Here is a 19,074-nt window from a genome sequence, read left to right as displayed (position 1 = left end):
GTAAGAACCAAGAGGTTATTGTCAATGCCTAGCCAACAACCAAGTCAGCCATATACATTATATTTTAATTGGTTTGCCCAATTCTCCAGCCAGATCCTGAATGAATTGCCAGGCAACTCGCCCTGAGCGCGAGCCACGTGCCGCCGCCCAGGCGATGGCCTTGGGCCTGAGCGTCTCGGCCGGAACATCAAGCCCGAAATAGCGCACATAATTCTGAATCATGGCGACAAACTCTTCCTGACCACAGTGGTGAAAGCCGAGCCATAGCCCGAACCGGTCGGACAGCGAGATGCGTTCTTCCATCGCCTCGCCTTGATTAATCGCGGTGGCGCTTTCGTTTTCCATCATTTCGCGCGGCATCAGATGACGCCGGTTCGAAGTGGCATAAAACAGCACATTTTCGGGGCGGCCTTCGATGCCACCTTCCAGCGCGCCTTTGAGCGATTTGTAGCTGGTATCATCCTTGTCGAAGGACAGGTCGTCACAATAAAGCAGGAATTGCCGCCGGACCATCTTCAACCGACGGAGCAGAGCCGGCAGGGTAGCGATTTCCTCGCGGTGGATCTCGATCAGGATCAGTTTGGAGCCTTTGCGCCCCTCGTTAACCGCACCATGTATCGCCTTCACCAGCGAACTTTTGCCCATGCCACGCGCCCCCCACAGAAGCGCATTATTGGCTGGCAATCCGTCGGCAAACCGCCGGGTATTCTCGAAAAGCGTATCGCGCGCGGCCTCGATCCCTAGCAAAAGCACCAAAGGCAGGCGCGAAACTTTAGGCACCATCACCAGACGGTCGGCGGCGGCATCCCAAACATAGGCCTCGGCGGTCAGCTTCGTCACCGGTTTTGCCACAGCCTTACTCTGAACCCGCTTTTCAACCTTAGCTGCGGGCTTGGTCTTTACCTTGGCAGCAGGCTTTTGCGGACGACGGACAGCGCCCCCCGCCAAGGACCTATTCGCCGGTTTGGCCCGGCGCGGTGATTTTTCAAGGGTCGTCATGACGAAATCCTTACATCGGGGACGCCCATAGCGGGTTGCAATGGCGCTTCGCCCGGCTATAGTCCGCCAGCTTAAGCGGCGCCAGCATGAAACGTGCCGCATTATATGGAAAGCGCGAACGGACCACCGCGATGCAACAATACCTCGAATCCCCGATTCTGATGATCGTCGTTATGGTGGCGATCTTTTATTTCCTGATCATTCGCCCGCAGCAGCAGCAGGCCAAGCGTTTACGCAATGCCGTTGCCGCCTTACGCCGTGGCGACACCGTGGTGACCTCGTCGGGCATTGTCGGCAAGGTGGCCAAGGCCCCTGCCGAGAACGAACCCGAAATTACGGTTGAGATCGCCGAAAACGTTCAGGTTAAAATGGTCAAGAGCGCCGTTGTCGAAGTGCGCACCAAGGACCAACCCGCCAACGACGCGAAATAAGCCTGTAAAAAGAGCCAATACGTCATGCTGCAAGTCTCCAAGTGGACCAAGATCCTCGTTGCCCTCGTTCTGCTCGCAGGGATCCTGATTGCACTGCCTAACGCCTTGCCGGAAAATGTCCGTGGCAAACTGCCGGGCTGGTTCCCGCACGATACGGTTAGCCTCGGCCTCGATCTGCAGGGCGGGTCCTACATCCTCTTGGAGGTGCAGCTCGACCCGGTCTTAAAAGACCGTGCTGATATGACGGTGGGTGAAATCCGCCGCGGCTTACGCAAAGCCCACATTGCCTATACCGACCTGGCATCGGGCGGCGATGGCATGTCACTGCGCATTATCGATCAGGCGCAGTACAATCAGGCCCGCGACATCATCAAGGACATCAACCCGTCAATGAGCGGGGCGATGCTTGGGGTTGGCGCGCGCCAGTACGATATGACCGAACTGGGTGACGGGCGCATCAAGCTCGCCATGACCGAGGTCTATAAGAAGCAAACCAAGCGCGATATCCTCAATCTGTCGATTGAAACGGTGCGCAAGCGCATCGACGAAATGGGCACCAAAGAGCCCACGATCGAGCAGCAGGGTGACGACCGCATTGTGGTTCAGGTGCCGGGCCTGCAAGACCCCACACAGCTGATCAACATCCTGAAGACCACCGCCAAGATGACCTTCCAGCTCGTCGATGGAAACGCCGATGTGGCGGCAGCGATGCGCGGCGATATTCCGATTGGTGACGAACTGCTGGAACAGGATTCCGGCGACAGCAAGGTCAAGGAAGCGCCGCTGGTGGTGCAGAAACGTGTTCTGGTCGCTGGTGACCGTTTGAAAACCGCGGGCTGGAGCACCGATCAGCGCACCGGCCAGGTGGTGGTGACCTTCTCCTTTGATACCGTTGGTGCCCGCCAGTTTGGCGACATCACCAAGGAAAATGTCGGCCGCCGCTTTGCCGTGGTGCTCGACAAAAAGGTGATTACCGCGCCGTCCATTCGCGAACCCATTCTGGGTGGTTCTGGCCAGATCGATGGTCACTTCACGGCTAAAAGCGCCCAGGACCTGTCGGCCATGCTGAAAGCCGGTGCACTACCAGCCCCGCTGAAACCGATCCAGATGCGTACCGTTGGTGCCGAACTGGGCGCTGACCAAATCATCGCTGGCCGTAACGCCGCCATTGCCGGCCTGTTGTGCGTGGCCATCTTCATGGTGCTGCGCTATGGCCTGTTCGGCCTGTTCGCCGACATCGCTCTGGTGTTCAACGTCGTGCTGTTGCTGGCGGTGCTGACCCTGTTCGGCGCCACCCTAACCTTACCGGGTATTGCCGGTATCGTGCTGACCATGGGTATGGCGGTCGACTCCAACGTGCTGATCTATGAACGCATGCGGGAGGAGCATCGAAACGGTCGCGGTATTCTGGCGTCAATCGACACCGGCGAGCGCCGCGCGATGGCAACGATTATCGACGCCAACGCCACCCACTTGATCGCCGCACTGATCCTGTTCGAACTGGGGTCGGGCCCGGTGCGTGGCTTTGCCGTCACGCTGGGTATCGGTATTCTGTCGTCCTTCTTCACCGCCGTCATGGTGGCCCGCCTGATCATCATCGCCTGGGTTAACAAGACCAAGCCGAAAAAGCTGATCATCTAGTTTGTACGACGGCTCCCAAAACAAAAGGCGGTGGAAATTCCACCGCCTTTTTTATTGCCGGTTACGGCAACCGTTACGGCTCGATGGTGGCGAGCCAACCGTCCAGATCGGCCAACGCCCGTGCAGACTGACGGCGCTTGCGGTCACGGCCACGGACTTTCTTTTCTCCCGGCAGCAATTCGGGATCGGGCAACAGACCGAAAGTGACATTCATCGGCTGGAAGGTCGCAGCATCGGCCCCGACGGTGATATGGCGCAAGAGCGCCCCCAGCGCCGTGGTCTCGGGCGGGGTGGGCAGATCACACCCGGTCAGATCCGCCACGGCAAACAGACCGGCCAGCAAGCCAATAGCCGCGCTTTCGACATAGCCTTCAACCCCGGCAACCTGCCCGGCGAAGCGGATATCGGGCCGGGCTTTCAGCCGCAGACCTTCATCGATCAACCGGGGCGAATTGATAAAGGTGTTGCGGTGCATACCGCCCAGGCGGGCGAACTCGGCCTGCTCCAGCCCCGGAATCAGGCGGAAAATCCGCGTCTGCTCGCCATGTTTGAGCTTGGTCTGAAAGCCGACCATATTCCACAAGGACCCCAGCGCATTATCCTGGCGCAGTTGCACCACGGCATGGGGCCGCATGCCGGTGCGGGCATCCATCAACCCCACCGGCTTCATCGGGCCAAACCGCAAGGTATCGCGACCACGGCCCGCCATGATCTCAATCGGCAGGCAGCCCTCGAAATAGGGCGTATTCTTTTCCCACTCGTGAAATTCCGTTTTTTCCCCGGCGATCAGTGCTTCGATAAAGGTCGTATATTGGGCTTCATCCATCGGGCAGTTGATGTAATCGGCACCATCCCCCTTGTCATAACGCGACTGGAAGAAGGCAACGTCCATATTGATGGAATCCTTCAGCACAACCGGTGCGATCGCATCAAAGAAATGCAATGAATCCTCGCCAGTCAGGCTACGGATGGCCTCGGCTGTTGAGCTGTGGGTCAGCGGCCCGGTGGCCAGAATGGTGGCACCCCACTCTTGCGGCGGCAGTCCCTCGACCAGCTCGCGACGAATCTCGATATTGGGGTGGGTTTCCAGCACGCCGGTGACGGCGGCAGAAAATCCGTCGCGGTCCACCGCCAAAGCCCCACCTGCCGGCAGGCGGTGCGTATCGGCCAACGTCAGAATGAGCGATCCCGCCCGACGCATTTCTTCATGCAGTAGCCCAACGGCATTATTTTCGGCATCATCCGAGCGCAGAGAATTGGAGCAAACCAATTCGGCAAAATCAGCCGTTCGATGAGCCTCGGTCGCAACCGTAGGGCGCATCTCGTGCAATACGACATCTATACCGCGAGACGCGGCGGCAAAAGCCGCTTCGGCGCCGGCAAGTCCTGCTCCGACAATATGAAGTACCGGTGCCACGATAATCCTCTCCTTGATACAGTTAACACCTTAAAACCGCCCTGAGGCGGCATCACGCTGTCATAATTCTAATTTATGCGCCAGAAAAGCTATCTGGAACGCCCCCGCCTGACGCCTGGCAGCCACAAAGCCGCCATGGGGATTTGTCGGCACCGTCAAGCCGGTGTAGACAAGAGCCAAGTTATAAGGAGAGCCGATGAATACCTTTCTTGCCCGCCGCACCATCGCCGACAGCTACCGTTATGTCTTCGGCCATTTCGGGCGCATCATCGAACGAATCTGGTTACCCGCCACGCTGATTTTTATCGGCAGCATTTTGTTCGTGCGCCCTTATCTCTATCTGATGGCCACATCGCCGGATAGTGATGATCTGATGCAGCACGGCAAGACGATTCTCGGCCTTTATGCCTTTAACCTGATTGCCGTGTTCCTGTCAGCGATGATGGCTGCCGCCATCGTACGCGAAGTGCGAGATCCGCAAAAAGACGGCAACTTGTGGCGCTTTGCCCCGGCCAGTGTTGGGGCGCGGGCAGCGGGTGGTATGATCGGCCTTTTGCTACTGGCCACCTGTGCGCTGACCTTGGTGATGCTGGCCGCCGGCCTGTTGAAGGGCAGTCTGCACCTGAATGACGAGGCGGTTGTCGCCATTGTCGGAGGTTTCGCCCTGCTGTTGATCTATCCCTTGCTGCGCTTGGGCTATCTGATGGTGCCCGGCGCCAATGATGGCATCGGCTATGGCATGGCGCAAAGCTGGCAACTCAGCAAACGCCACTTCTGGCGCATTCTGCTGGTCGGGCTGGCCACCGCAGTGCCAGTATTTGCAGTCCAGATCATCATACAGATTGTGGTCATGGGCCCCGAAATCCTTAACCCGCACATCGAATTGTATGGCGACATCACGGCCCTGCAGCAGCATCAAAGCCAGCAGATGCACATGATGGCTGATCGCTTCGTGCTGATCAGCGGCGCAACCTTCTTTCTGACCCCGTTTGTCTATGGCCTGACCGTGGTGCCGATGACACTGATCTATCAGGCATTGACGGCCAAGCAGGACGAAGCGGCCCCCGCCGACACCATCGCCAGCGATGAAGCGGCGCAAGCCCCCCCGGCGCTGGAAGTCCCACAAACGGATGATAAGGCCCCCACGGCACCGGATAGCGCCAGCCATCCGGACACGGATCATAAGGAGTAGTCATGGCTGTTCTTGTTACCGGCGCCGCCGGGTTTATCGGCTATCATGTCAGCGACGCTCTGCTGGCCCGTGGCGAAAACGTTATCGGCATCGATAATCTCAACGATTATTATGACGTCAATCTTAAGCTCGCCCGCTTAAAGCCGCTGAAAGACAACCCAGCCTTTCAGTTTCACGACATTGATCTTGCCGACCGCGCCGCAATGGTCCGCCTGCGCGAGGCGCACCCGGATATCACCCGTATTGTTCATCTGGGGGCACAGGCCGGGGTGCGGTTTTCGCTGATTGATCCCTATGCCTATGTTTCGTCGAACCTGATGGGCCATGTCACCGTGCTGGAGCTGGCACGGAATCTGAAACATCTGGAGCATATGGTCTATGCCAGTTCGTCATCGGTCTATGGCGGCAATGAAAAGGTGCCGTTCTCGGTCGCCGATGCAGTGGAAACACCGCAATCGCTGTATGCCGCCACCAAGCGCGCTGACGAGCTGATGAGTTATACCTATGCCCATCTTTATGGTCTGAAACTGACAGGCTTACGCTTCTTCACCGTTTATGGCCCCTGGGGCCGACCCGACATGGCGCCAATGCTGTTCACCAAGGCAATCCTGACCGGCCAGCCGATCCGCGTCTTTAACAATGGCGAGATGTGGCGCGACTTTACCTATATCGACGATATTGTCGCCGGTATTCAGGCCATTCTGGCTAAAGCACCCGAACAGGCCGCATCGAATGTGCCACCGCACAAGGTCTATAACATCGGCAATTCGCGCTCGGAAAAACTCACCGACTTCATTGCAACGCTGGAAGACGCGCTAGGTCGAAAAGCCGAAATGACGTTTGAGCCGATGCAGCCCGGCGATGTCGTGCGCACCTATGCCGACATTTCCGATACGACGCGGGACTTTGGCTATCAGCCCACCACGCCGATTTCTGTCGGCGTACCGAAATTCGCCGCGTGGTACCGCAGCTTTTACGACATGTAATCCCTGCGACCGAGCAGCACAGAAACGCTTTACTGTTTGAACGGATATACACGCAGACTTAGAATCCCGGAGCAGGCACGAAGCCGGGGGAAGTGATGCAAAAAGTTGCAGTAGGGGCAATGATCGAGGCGACCTATGACGGTGTCATTGGTACACTTGGTCGGATTTTCCGTCTGATCTGGCTGCCGCTACTGGTGATGACGCTTCTGCAGGTCGGCGCAGACTGCGATCATGGCGCCACCATAATTCTCAGCCAGACAGCGGACATGTCCATCGTACATGCGACCCGAAATAAGGCGTTGCTATGGACTGTATTCGCGACAATCCCCTGGACGTTATGTATTGCGATTATAGGCAGAGATTTTCTAGAGCCTGAAACGGATACTGTGCCCCATAGCCGTTTTTATGACCCGGCCGTTTGGCGCATATTTGGCTCTCAACTTCTGATTAGTTTTGGCGCAGCCACCGCAATGCTTCTGTTGATACTCGTTTTATATCTCACCGGTGCCGTACACCTATTAGCTAAGGCAGGATTTGTCTTTGCTGTGTTTTTTCCCATTATCGCCTGCATGCTTTATCTCTGTGTCCGACTAGGCTGGCAAATTGTTCCGGTCAGCATTGCGGAAGAAAATTTAGGTCTGAAACGCAGCTGGCAATTAACCGCCGGGCAGTTCTGGCGTTGTTTCGGCCTTATTCTGGCAATGTCCGTGCCTGCCGAGCTTCTGTTTTATCTGGTACGCGGGGGTATTTTCCTTACGCTATCACACAATACATTCTTGCTTATGCTCGGACAAATCATGACCGGCACACGCCCGCTCGACATTGTTATCGCCCTGCAGCTTGTTCTGTGGATCGCGGCCCTTTTTGTGGAAAAACTGTTCCTGATCGGCCTGCTTACCAAAGCACAGGTTCTGTTTTATCAGGCGATAGAAAAAGATACGGCGGAGCAAAAAGCGCAGGACCTGCGCTTTGCCTCACCCAAGGAAACCCACGTTTAGACCAACCGCCTAATACAGGCCGCCAGTGCCCTCATCCACCTTGCCTTTAGACGGCGTGGCGGCCTTGGGCGCACCGGGCTTAGCCGGAGTTCCCGGCAGGGTCCCCGAAGCTGGCGTGCCCGTAGCGCCGGCTTCCGGCGCATCAACTTCGGTCGGGGTGTCTCCACCGATGATCTGCCGCGGGTTGGCCCCATCCTCGCCCGGCACCGTACCGGATTTAAAGGCTTCCTCGATCGAGCCCGGCGTGCCTTCCGACACAGCATCACCGGTCTTGCGATCAATTGGCACGAATTCGATGCCCGGCGGCACGCGGAACGGCGTTGCCGGCACGCCATCAAGGGCGTTCTTCATGAAATCGCGGAAGATCGGCGCGGCCACCGTGGCCCCCTGTTCACGGGCACCCAGTGTCCGCGGCACGTCGAAGCCGACATAAACCCCGCATACTAGGTCCGGCGAGAAGCCGACGAACCAGGCATCGCGCGACTCGTTCGAGGTGCCGGTCTTGCCTCCGAGTGGTTTGCCGATCACCGAAACCGAAGCGCCGGTGCCGTGCAGCACCACCCCTTGCAGGAAGGAAACAACTTGATAGGCCGTACGCGGATCAACCAGTTGGTCCCGGTTATCGGCCAGCAACGGCTCGCCCGCCCCGGTCCATTCGCCATTGCAGCCCTGACAATTGCGGTCGTCATGCCGCCAGATCGTCTTGCCGTTACGGTCCTGAATGCGGTCAATCAGCGAGGGCGTAATCTTTTTACCGCCATTGACAAACTCGGCATAACCCGCCGCCTCACGCAGCAGGATCACACCCGTAGAACCCAGCGAATTGGCCAGCAGCGGATCAAGATGGTCATAAACCCCAAAACGTTCGGCCAGCGGGGCAATCTTGTTCATGCCCACCGCCTGAGCCAGCCGCACGGTCATCAGGTTTTTCGACAGCTCGATACCACGACGCAAGGTGGCAATACCGAGGAAGGATTTTTCAAAATTCTCCGGGCACCATAGCGGCAGCCCCGGCCCCTGCTGCATGCAGAAGGGGGCATCAAGCACCTTATCGACCGGCGTAAAGCCATTCTCCAGCGCCGCCGCATAGACAAACGGCTTGAACGAGGAACCGGGCTGCCGCGCAGCCTGCATGGCACGATCGAACTGGCTCGACGCATAGGAGAAGCCACCCGACAGCGCCAGCACGCGCCCGGTATGCGGATCCAGCGCCACGATGGCACCATTGACCAGTGGCACCTGACGCAAACCAAAGCTATTGCCGCCAATATTTTCAACATAGACGACATCGCCGGGCTTGAACACCTTGTCCGGCCGGTCGGGCGACGGCCCAACCGACGCATCGGGTTGTGGCTGGCGCGCCCAGGCAAGCTCCGTAAACGGAATTGTCGCTCGCAAGCCGTTAGCAAGCCCAATTTCGGTGCTCTTGTCAGGGTTAAAGCCCAGCACCACGGCAACCTGCCAGGTGTCAATGCCGGAACGGTTGCCCATTGCCGCCAGTGTCGCCTTCCAGTCGCCATTGGTATCAATATGCTGCTTGGCCCCGCGCCAGCCATGGCGACGGTCATAACGCACCAGACCGGTGCGCAGCGCGTTGACGGCGAAATTCTGCAACCGCGTATCGAGCGACGAACGCACTTGCAAACCGCCTTCGTACAACGCCTTCTCGCCATATTTGCTGTAAAGCTGGCGGCGCACTTCTTCGACGAAATAGTTCGCGTCTTCGGTCTGGCTGCCTAAGGGACGGGTCGCTGTATTCAGGGCTTCGGCTTTAGCCGTCAGCGCCTGATCATGCGAGATATAACCGTTCTCCTCCATCTGGCCGATGACCCAGTTGCGCCGGTCCAGCGCGGCCTGATGGTGAAACCGCGGATCATAATGGCTGGGGGCCTTGGGCAGCGCTGCCAGAAAAGCCACTTCGGCAATATCAAGCTCGTCGAGCGATTTGCCGAAATAGTTCAGCGCCGCCGCCGCCACACCATACGAATTCTGACCAAGATTGATCTCGTTCAGATAAAGCTCAAGAATCTTTTCCTTGGAATAGGTAGCATCGATATGCACCGCTAAAATGGCTTCACGCACCTTGCGCGCCATCTTCACATCGGAATTCAGCAAGAAGTTTCGCGCCACCTGCTGGGTGATGGTCGAGGCGCCTTCCGGGCGCCGCCCGGCCGCCACTTTGCCGACATCCTTGATCGCCGCGCGTGCAATACCGAAGAAATCAAGCCCACGGTGATTGAAGAAATTGCGATCCTCGGCCGAGATGAAAGCCTGCACCACCAGTGGCGGCACGAAATCAATCGGCACGAACACCCGGCGCTCGCGGGCATATTCGCCCAGCACCGTACCGTCACCGGCATAAACACGCGTGGTGATCGGCGGGGTATAGGTGCGCAATTCATCAACGCTGGGCAGGCCGCGCGAAATCCACGCGACATAGAACGCTACAATCAGCGCTATGGTCGCCAGAAGGCAGCCCCCGGTCAGGCCCAGATAAAGCCAGATGCGTGAACGGCGGCGGCGCGGCGGCGGATTGTCCGGCGCACCGTTGGCTGGCGTACCATTGGTGGGTGTATCGCCACGCGTGGCCCGAATACGCCTGAGCAGCGCATCGACATTTTCAGGAAAGTGCGACCGGGACGGATCAGGGGTGTCGTTCATAGCGGGCGATTATGACTTCGATTGTGGGTTTCGTCACGGATCGGTTTGTGCTGTCCGGTCGGTTTGGTTGAGCCGGGTTCTTTTACGGCTGGGTTCGCCCCCGTCGGAAAAATGCGCGGCCACGGCACCAGCAATAGCATCCGCCACGGCCTTACGCCACGACGAACGCTTCAAACGCTGTGCTTCCAATGGGTTAGACAGATAGCCGAGCTCGATCAGCACGGCGGGCACGTCCGGGGCTTTCAGCACCCGGAAGCCAGCTGAACGGTGTGGATCACGCGGTAACAAATCCGTCACCTTGCCGAGCGACCCGAGCGCGGTTTCGGCAAAGTGCGAAGATTTGTTCATAGTGTCACGTTGGGCCAGATCGATCAGAATCGGGGCAACGGCCGCGTTATCTCCGGCCAGATCCAGACCAACCAGACTGTCAGACTGGTTTTCCTTGCGCGCCAGGGCGGCGGCCTCTTCATCGGAACCCTTCTCCGACAGCGTGTAGATCGACAGACCGGAAACCGAATTATTAGGGTTGGAATCCGCATGGATCGAAATGAACAAATCGGCATGCCAGGCCCGCGCAATCGCCACGCGCTGCGGCAAAGGTATAAATGTGTCTATCTCGCGCGTCATATGCACCGTAAAGCCCCGGGCGGTCAGCGCCTGCTGCAGCATCAGCGCTTCAGACAGCACGATGTCCTTTTCCATGGTGTAATCGGCCCCCATGGTGCCCGAATCCAGCCCGCCATGGCCGGGATCGAGAATAATCACCCGCCGGGTCTTCTTGCGCGGCGTGGGGGGGGCGGCAGTGGCGACCTTTTCGGCGCGTTCCTCACGCGCCTTCAGATCGGCGGGCCAACCGGCAGTCTTGTCAAACTGGGCCTGTCCGGCCTCGGTCAGGTCGATGATCACGCGATAGCCGTAACCATCCTTTGGCGGCACGATCATCGCCTCGGCCAGCGCCACCGGGCGATTCAAATCAATGACAAAGCGCGAATTACCCGGCCGGAACAGGCCATAGCGATAGGCGCGAATCACCCCGCCCGCCGATGGGCGCGGCGGGTTGGCCAGCCGCCATTCCACCGCCGGCATGTCGAGCACCACGCGGTTGGGGGCCTTTAAGGTAAAAGCGCGCACCGGTACCGGGTCGGACAACTCCAGCACGAAACGGGTTTTACCCGCCCGACCGGCCGATTTTTCGTCAATCGAAACGCCCATTGCCAACACGGCTTTGGATTTACCGGTACGCGGACCAATCGATTTGGCTATGCCGCGCTGTGGCACGATGACCGGCGGCGGTGGCAGAGGCTCCTCGGCAGAGGTCGCCCGCACATTGTGTCCCGCGGCTGATTCTTCTAATTGTGGCCGTGGGATAGGTGTCGGAAGCCCCTCCAACCGGGCGGTGGAAACACCTTGGTCGGCGGGCGCCGCATCGGGCGGATTGGGTCGCGGCCGGGCCAGTGGAAAGGTTTCGGCATGGGCCAAAACATCGTCTGCCGGAACCGAAACTGGCCGCGCCACGGCAGCACCACCGGTTACCGCCAACACCAAAGCCGCGCATCCGGCGGCAAGAAATAAATATTTATGCATCCGTTTTCGCACGGCCCGCCCGGCAAAACGGTTCGAGCACCATGATTTATGGGTGATTTGTTGCCACCCTAGCTGACTGGCGCGCCGAGGTGAAATGAATTTGAGGTGCATACCCCTTGCCGTGGTGCCATCAGACACATACAACTATAAACGCTGTGTCAGCGATAGGCCGGCGTAAATCCGCCTCATATACCCTGGGGTCGGATGACGGATGTAGTCAATTGCCCACCATTTCCTTGCCAAGGTTAACACCTGGCAGAGCGTTGGGCGAACATCCGGGTGGAACCCCTATCGCTCAAGGACAGCGCCTTGATTCCCGCCGGATGGAACCCTGTCCGGCCGCTAGTGTGAGCCCGATGAACGATTTTGCGCCAAAACTGAAGCTCCAGCCCGTGGCACCGCCACAGGCGGCGGCCCTTTGGCGCGTGTTCCCAACAGGGCGGCCCGGCCGCGTGCGCGCTTTTTCTTGCGCCCGCCGTCAGAGCATGCCGCCTGGAGATCTCAATGCCCAAACGTATGTTAATCGATGCAAACCACCCGGAAGAAACCCGGGTGGTGGTTCTCGACGGCCAGAAAGTCGAAGAATTTGATTTTGAATCCGCTTCCAAGCGGCCGCTGAAAGGCAATATCTATCTCGCCAAGGTGACCCGGGTCGAGCCGTCACTGCAGGCAGCCTTTGTCGAATATGGCGGTAACCGGCAGGGTTTCCTTGCCTTTTCCGAAATCCATCCTGACTATTACCAGATACCGGTATCGGACCGCGAAGCCTTGCTGGCCGAGGCCGAGGCCGAAGCCCGTCGTCGTCAGGAAGACGATTTTGAATCCTTTGACATTGCGCCCGGCGAAAAGCCCGACAGCGATGACGAGGAAGAAGACGGCGAAGAAGCCTCTGAAAACAGCTATCACAATGATGATACCGGACACGATGATGAGAGCGACGCCCCGGTCGCCCTGCATGACGATGCGTCAGAAAGCGGCGTAGAGTTCGGCATTTCCGCCCCGAGCAGCAGCCAACCTGATACCGCGGCCGAAGACGGCACCGAACAGAGCCAGAGTGCCGAAACCGGTTCGGCAGATGCAGCACCGGCCGACGCGGCTGGTGGTGACGCGGCCCTGTCCGCCCAGCGGCCGTCACAACGCTGGATGCGCAAGCGTCATTACAAGATTCAGGAAGTTATCAAGCGCCGCCAGATCATTCTGGTTCAGGTGGTCAAAGAAGAACGCGGCAACAAAGGCGCGGCGCTGACCACCTATCTGTCGCTGGCGGGTCGCTATTGCGTGCTGATGCCCAACACCCCGCGTGGTGGCGGCATTTCGCGCAAGATCACGAACGCCGCCGACCGCAAGCGCCTGAAATCGGCAGCGCAATCGCTCAACCTGCCAGAGGGTATGGGGCTGATTATCCGCACCGCTGGCGGCAACCGCACCAAGCTCGAAATCAAGCGCGACTACGAATATCTGCTGCGCATGTGGGACACGATCCGGGAGCAGACCCTGCAATCGGTTGCCCCTTCCTGCGTCTATGAAGAAGGCGATCTGGTCAAACGCGCCATCCGCGACCTCTATAACAAGGATGTCGAGGAAGTGCTGGTCGAGGGTGAGGCGGGCTACCGCAATGCCAAAGACTTCATGCGCATGCTGATGCCCAGCCATGCCAAAAATGTGAAGCCCTATAAAGAGACCGTGCCGCTGTTCCAGCGCTTCCACATCGAAGCCCAGCTGGATGCCATGTTCTCGCCGATCGTCACGCTGAAGTCGGGTGGCTACATCGTCATCGACCAGACCGAAGCGCTGGTCGCCATCGACGTCAACTCGGGCCGCGCCACCAAAGAACATTCGATCGAAGATACCGCCACCAAGACCAATCTGGAGGCCGCCGACGAAGTTGGCCGTCAGCTGCGCCTGCGTGATCTGGCCGGTCTGATCGTGGTCGACTTCATCGACATGGAAGATTCCCGCAACGACCGGCTGGTCGAAAAGCGGATGATGAACGCGGTGAAAAACGACCGCGCCCGCATCCAGGTCGGCAAGATCAGTCAGTTCGGCCTGCTCGAAATGTCCCGCCAGCGCCTGCGCGCCGGTGTGGTGGCTGGCTCTACCCTGCCCTGTCCGCATTGCGGCGGCAGCGGGTTGGTCCGCTCGGTCGAATCGACCTCGCTGCGTGTGTTGCGTGGCATCGAGGAAGAGGCCCAAAAACAGCGGGCCGAAAGCCTTCTGGTCCATGTTGCAACCGACGCGGCGATCTACACCCTCAACCAGAAGCGGGCTGAAATCACCCGGGTTGAAGCGGAATATGACATCACCATCGCGTTTGAGCCGACCAACGAGCTGAAAGCGGGCGATTTCACCATTGACCGTATTGGCCAGCGTGATCCAGACAGCCGTCCGCGCCCCGCTGTCACCCTCGACATGATTGCCATCGCGCCGGAAGAAGATGAGCCGGAGATCGAGGAAGAAATTACCGTAGAAGAAGAAGCCGCGATCGAAGCCGAAGGCGACGATAGTGCTGAGGCCACCCCATCGGCCGAGCAGGCCAATACGGAAGGTGGCCGCCGCCGCCGCCGCCGCCGCCGTGGCCGCGGCCGTGACCGTGGCGCCCTGCCTGACAGCACCGCCTCGGAAGCAACCGAAAGCACGGACCCCACTGCGGTTCATGAAGACGCCGGTTTCGAGCCGGACGATGACGCGGGCGACGCCGGGGACGAAGCCGACGAGAATGGTTCCGATGCAGGCGAAACCGGTGCAGACGGCGTCGTAACCACCGAGGGTGCCGAAGGCGATAATCGTCGCCGCCGCCGCCGCCGCCGCCGTGGTCGCCGTGGTGGCCGGGACCGTAATGCCCAGCCGCTTGACGCCTCGACCAGTGAAATCGTGGGCGAAGCGGCCCCCGATGGTACCGCAGAAGCCTCGCGACAGACCGAAAGCTTTGTTGCCGAATCGGTTGTGGTGGAACCAGTTGCCATCCCGGTGGTCGCACCGATTGATGTCTATGAGGACCGCTTTGGCCGCATCGACGAGATCGACACCACGCCGCAGGATTACCGCCCCGCTCCGGCCCAGACCGCCTACACCCAGCCGGTCAGCCTGATGGAGCCGGTGCAGGAAGCTCCGATTGCGTCACAGCCGGTCTGGTCGCTGAGCCCAGAAACGACAAACCAACCAATACGTGAACCGGCCCCTGCCGAGCCGGCCCCGATTGTGGTGGCTCAAGCGCCCGCGCCACAGGCCCCGGAAGTGACACAGCCGGTTGCGCAGCAGGAACCTGTTGCGCCGGCAGAAGAAAAGCCCGCTGAAGATACCGGCCCGTCGCGCAAGGGTTGGTGGCAGCGGACCTTCCGGACAGAGTAAGCCATTACAAATACAACGAAAAAGGCGAGCCCCGGGCTCGCCTTTTTTATGGTCAGTATCTTTTATGGCAGGCGTGGCGGTGGCTTATTTTTTCACCACCGGCAATGGCACCGAAACGCCCATACCAGAGCCAGCCGGATCGGGCATGGCGGTACAGACATCGGAATTGCACACAATCAGATTGGCCGCGTCATAGGGGCTATCCTGCAGAACGGCCAAGTCGCTGCGCTTGACCGGGGGCTCGTCACGACCAAGCCGCACCAAGGCATCGGCCAGCACCGCCGCGCCATTTGGGCCACCCGCACCGGCACCAGCCAGCACAGCTGGCCCATCCGAGCTTTCGCTGGCAATCACCGGTGCCAGATAGGCATTGTTCGGCCCGCTGGCAGCCGCCAGTACGATACCGGTCCCCGGCACGCCATGACCGGTGCCAAAGGGCGCATTCAAGGTCACGGCGCAGGACACCGCCACCCCGTTAAGATCTGTGACGGCAAAGCCGGTCGCCCCGACATCGCCCGAAGCGGTCAGGCCGGACTGGCTTAAGGTCTGCTGCACTGCTGCCGACAGACCTTTGACGTCAAGTTTATGATGGTGGGCTACCGCGTCGATCAGCGCATTGGCATAGCCGCTGGCCGTTTTACTGGCGGGCAGATAGACATAATTGCCCCCGACCTCGGTCACGCGCGGCGTGCCCCGCGTCAGCTTGTACTCAGCCAAGGCTTCCGGCGTGACGCTGACACCCTGTGCCTTCAGCGCGGCAATGATCGCCTGTGCAATCTGGCCACGATAAAAAGCCTGCTGACCTGCAACCCGCACGGCCGCCAGCGTCGAAGCCAGTTCCGGATTGGTCAGCGTGGCGCCAACCGGCTTGAGATTGCCCGCCGCATCATAGAATTCTGCGGCAACCGCCGGATCAAGCTTGGCTTTACCCACAGACGCCAAACGGGCGGCCAGGGCCTTGGTCATTGGGAAGCCAGTGCGGGCATAGCTTTCACCCGGCGCAACCACCTTCTGCCAGGGCAACGTGCCATACGCGGTATGCATCGCGGCCATCGCCGCCACCGTGCCCGGCAAGGCATAGCCACTGCCGTCGATGTTGGCGGGCAGGAAAACGAATTCCTCGCTGGCATCCTTGGTTGGATCGCGCACAATGCAGACCCCGCCACCACCCAGACCTGCCGCTGCCGGATAGGTCGCAGACAGGGTGAAATACATTGCCGTGGCCGCATCAACGGCATTGCCGCCCTGCGCCAGGATCGCCGCCCCGGTTTTTACGGCATAGGGCTCGTCACCCACCACTTGTGACAGACGGTCGGTTGAGCCAAGCAGCGAACCGCCGACACTGAAACTGCAACCGCCGAGAAGCAGCATGCCGGTCAAGCCGGCCAAAATCGAAGAGCGTAACATGAACCGCGCGTAATCCTTTGCTGGTTAACGACATACTGGTGCAAAGCATAGATTGACTTTGAACGCGCCGCGCACCTACCGTCCGTCTCGTCCCAAAGGGGTATCGGGGCTGAGAGGAGAGTTCAAGCCTTGTCGAAATGCAACCCTTTCTATTGGCCGTTTGCTGGACTGTTGAAGTGGCAAAAACGATCCGCTGAAACGTCCCCCGCCCGGCGTACGCAAAAAGCGCGTCCGGTATGGCCACGCATTGGCCGGACGCTCGCCTTTGTTACAGGCTTTGTTGGCCCACTGCTAGCCTTTAGCGGGCCTACTTATGCACAGGGCATGGGGCTGCTGCAGGATACCGAGACTGAAAGGCTGCTGCACAGCTATGAAGTCCCAATTTTAAAGGTTGCCGGTATCGATCCAGAGGCGGTGCATATGTACATCGTCAATGATACCGAGCTGAACGCCTTCGTCGCCGAAGGACAGAATATTTTCGCCAATGCCGGGCTGTTCATCCAATTGCAGACACCGAACGAACTGGTCGGCGTGCTGGCGCATGAAACCGGCCATATGGCGGGCGGCCATTTAAGCCGTGGCAGTGATGCCATGAGCAAAGCCACCATCCCGATGATCTTATCGATGATCGTCGGCGTTGGTGCCATGATCGCCGGGGCCGGTGAAGCTGGTATGATTCTGATGGGGCTGGGCCAGGGTGTTGCCGAGGCGCAGTTTTTAAGTTTCAGCCGCGCCCAGGAAGCCACCGCCGACCAGATGGGCCAGAAATATCTGCGCCTGACCCACCAATCCGGTCTGGGCATGGTCCATGTTTTCAACCGCATGGCCAATGAAATGGCCCGCATGGTCAAGAACCCGGAACGTTTCGCCACCTCGCACCCGGCCGACCGCGACCGCGTAGCCCTGATGGAAGGCGAAGCCAATGCCTCGCCCTATCGCGATGTGCCCGACAGCCCGGCCTCGGTGCATGCCTTCCGCATGGTCAAGGCCAAGGTGATGGGCTACCTGCTGCCGGTGAACGAGGTGATGAACCGCTATCCGGCATCGGACAAAAGCGCCGAAGCCCGCTATGCCCACGCCATGGTCTATTTGCGCACGCCCAATCTCAAGGGCGCGATGGCCGAAATTCAAAGCCTGATCAAGGACGAGCCCAACAACCCTTATTTCTATGAGGTTCTCGGCCAGATCTATGTTTCGATGGGCCAGCCGATGAAGGGTGTCGAGCCGTTCCACAAATCGGTCACCCTGCTTCCAGATGCGCCGGAGCTGCGGGTATCACTGGCCGCCGCGATGATCGCCACCGATCAGAAGGATCAGGAAAAGGCCGCCATCGGCCATCTGAAAGTGGCGCTGCAACAGGATCGCGATCAGCCCTATGCCTGGTACGAACTGGCGCAGGCCTATAGCGATATGGGCAACACCGCGATGGCCGATCTGGCCACCGCCGAACTACGCTATTGCAGCGGCAACGCACCGGAGGCCGCAATGTTCGCCATGCGCGCCCGTCGCGCCTTACCGCAAGGCTCACCCGAATGGCAGCAGGCCGGCGATATTCTGGCCATGGTGCAGAACTACATGAGACAAAACAGATAACGGATACCTGCACATGAAAGAAAATTGGAAAGTCGCCATTCTGGGCGGCATCATCGGGGCTGCGGCCATCGTCGTCGTCGAGGTAGCTGCCAGCGCCGCAGGTCTGTTGCCGGTGGCCAGCGATGCCCGGCTGCACCGCTATCTGATGGGCCACCCCGGCGTGGTGTTTGAAATGGCCGCCAAAGCGCAGGCCGATCAGGCCAGCCAGGAAACCACGGCGCGCCAGAAAGTCATCGACAAGCTGGGGCAGAAGGCATTCTTCGATCCGGCCATTGCCTATGTCACCGGCCCGGCCAATGCCAAGAACACCTTCGTCGAGTTCTTCGACTATAACTGCATCCACTGCCGCAATTCTTTCGCTGCGGTGAAGCGATTCTATCTGGCCCACAAGAACGACACGCGCTTTGCCTTCATCGAATTTCCCATCAATGGCGAAGCGTCGACGATGGCGGCCCGCGCTGCGATTGCCGCCCGCGCCCAGGGTGACAAATACCTGGCGCTGCACTTTGGCCTGATGGGGGAGACAGAGGCCATTGAGCCGACGCTGTTGCAGGCCGACCTGAAAAAGGCTGGCATCGACATCAACAAGCTGACGGCTGATATGGCCTCGCCCGCCGTCGATAAGGCACTGGTCGGTGCCCGCAAGCTGGCCGCGGAATCGCAGGTCAGCGGCACGCCGTCCTTCATCCTCAACGGCAAATTCCATGATGGCGAAGTAACCGATGCGGATTTCAAAAACATCAATAAATAAGCGTTTTTTTCAGCACGACGAAAAAGGCCGGGTTCCCCCGGCCTTTTTTATACCAGACTGAGATGC

At 59.3% G+C, this 19,074-nt stretch carries 13 protein-coding genes; 8 read left to right on the top strand and 5 right to left on the bottom strand.

Annotated features, from left to right (window positions below; translation table 11 throughout):
* Positions 1-57: 57 nt before the first annotated feature.
* Entirely contained in the window at positions 58-999 is a 942-nt protein-coding gene (locus tag ACZ5RI_RS03715) for an ATP-binding protein (protein ID WP_464514764.1), read from the bottom strand.
* A gap of 86 nt (positions 1,000-1,085) precedes the next feature.
* On the opposite strand from ACZ5RI_RS03715, the gene yajC reads away from it, so the two are divergent.
* Positions 1,086-1,430 carry a preprotein translocase subunit YajC gene (gene yajC / locus ACZ5RI_RS03710; protein ID WP_464514763.1) on the top strand — a complete coding sequence of 115 codons (345 nt, stop codon included), beginning with the start codon at positions 1,086-1,088 and terminating at the stop codon, positions 1,428-1,430.
* A 24-nt stretch (positions 1,431-1,454) separates the two neighbouring features.
* Complete coding sequence (gene secD / locus ACZ5RI_RS03705) at positions 1,455-3,071, top strand: protein translocase subunit SecD (protein WP_464514762.1); 1,617 nt, start codon at positions 1,455-1,457, stop codon at positions 3,069-3,071.
* A 73-nt stretch (positions 3,072-3,144) separates the two neighbouring features.
* Here the strand turns inward: secD and trmFO are convergent, their stop codons facing one another.
* Positions 3,145-4,488 carry a methylenetetrahydrofolate--tRNA-(uracil(54)-C(5))-methyltransferase (FADH(2)-oxidizing) TrmFO gene (gene trmFO, locus ACZ5RI_RS03700; RefSeq protein WP_464514761.1) on the bottom strand — a complete coding sequence of 448 codons (1,344 nt, stop codon included), beginning with the start codon at positions 4,486-4,488 and terminating at the stop codon, positions 3,145-3,147.
* A gap of 196 nt (positions 4,489-4,684) precedes the next feature.
* On the opposite strand from trmFO, the gene ACZ5RI_RS03695 reads away from it, so the two are divergent.
* The 3 genes from ACZ5RI_RS03695 (at position 4,685) to ACZ5RI_RS03685 (ending at position 7,664) form a co-directional block, all read left to right on the top strand.
* The gene (locus tag ACZ5RI_RS03695; RefSeq protein ID WP_464514759.1) at positions 4,685-5,680 is read left to right on the top strand and encodes a hypothetical protein; all 996 of its coding nucleotides are present in this window, start codon (positions 4,685-4,687) and stop codon (positions 5,678-5,680) included.
* A gap of 2 nt (positions 5,681-5,682) precedes the next feature.
* Positions 5,683-6,666 (top strand): NAD-dependent epimerase/dehydratase family protein, encoded by a 984-nt coding sequence (locus tag ACZ5RI_RS03690; RefSeq protein ID WP_464514758.1) that lies wholly within the window; start codon positions 5,683-5,685, stop codon positions 6,664-6,666.
* Positions 6,667-6,761: 95 nt separating this feature from the next.
* A complete protein-coding gene (locus ACZ5RI_RS03685) occupies positions 6,762-7,664 on the top strand; it encodes a hypothetical protein (RefSeq protein WP_464514757.1) in 903 nt (300 codons plus the stop codon).
* Between the two features lie 9 nt (positions 7,665-7,673).
* Here ACZ5RI_RS03685 and ACZ5RI_RS03680 read toward each other — a convergent pair whose 3' ends face one another.
* Positions 7,674-10,325, bottom strand: a complete 2,652-nt coding sequence (locus ACZ5RI_RS03680; RefSeq protein ID WP_464514756.1) for a penicillin-binding protein 1A — start codon at positions 10,323-10,325, stop codon at positions 7,674-7,676.
* Positions 10,326-10,358: 33 nt separating this feature from the next.
* Entirely contained in the window at positions 10,359-11,909 is a 1,551-nt protein-coding gene (locus ACZ5RI_RS03675; RefSeq protein ID WP_464514755.1) for an N-acetylmuramoyl-L-alanine amidase, read from the bottom strand.
* Positions 11,910-12,413: 504 nt separating this feature from the next.
* On the opposite strand from ACZ5RI_RS03675, the gene ACZ5RI_RS03670 reads away from it, so the two are divergent.
* The gene (locus ACZ5RI_RS03670) at positions 12,414-15,257 is read left to right on the top strand and encodes an Rne/Rng family ribonuclease (RefSeq protein WP_464514754.1); all 2,844 of its coding nucleotides are present in this window, start codon (positions 12,414-12,416) and stop codon (positions 15,255-15,257) included.
* A gap of 84 nt (positions 15,258-15,341) precedes the next feature.
* On the opposite strand, the gene ACZ5RI_RS03665 is transcribed toward ACZ5RI_RS03670, so the two are convergent.
* A complete protein-coding gene (locus tag ACZ5RI_RS03665) occupies positions 15,342-16,664 on the bottom strand; it encodes a gamma-glutamyltransferase (RefSeq protein ID WP_464514753.1) in 1,323 nt (440 codons plus the stop codon).
* A gap of 324 nt (positions 16,665-16,988) precedes the next feature.
* On the opposite strand from ACZ5RI_RS03665, the gene ACZ5RI_RS03660 reads away from it, so the two are divergent.
* Both ACZ5RI_RS03660 and ACZ5RI_RS03655 read left to right on the top strand, forming a co-directional pair.
* On the top strand, positions 16,989-18,257 hold the full coding sequence (locus ACZ5RI_RS03660) for a M48 family metalloprotease (protein WP_464514752.1): 1,269 nt from the start codon (positions 16,989-16,991) through the stop codon (positions 18,255-18,257).
* 13 nt (positions 18,258-18,270) lie between these two features.
* On the top strand, positions 18,271-19,008 hold the full coding sequence (locus tag ACZ5RI_RS03655) for a thioredoxin domain-containing protein (protein WP_464514751.1): 738 nt from the start codon (positions 18,271-18,273) through the stop codon (positions 19,006-19,008).
* The last annotated feature ends 66 nt before the right edge of the window (positions 19,009-19,074 follow it).

It is taken from the genome of Micropepsis pineolensis (assembly GCF_055392125.1).
The sequence above is the reverse complement of the archived record's forward strand: the minus strand, read 5'-3'. Positions and strand labels throughout refer to the sequence as shown.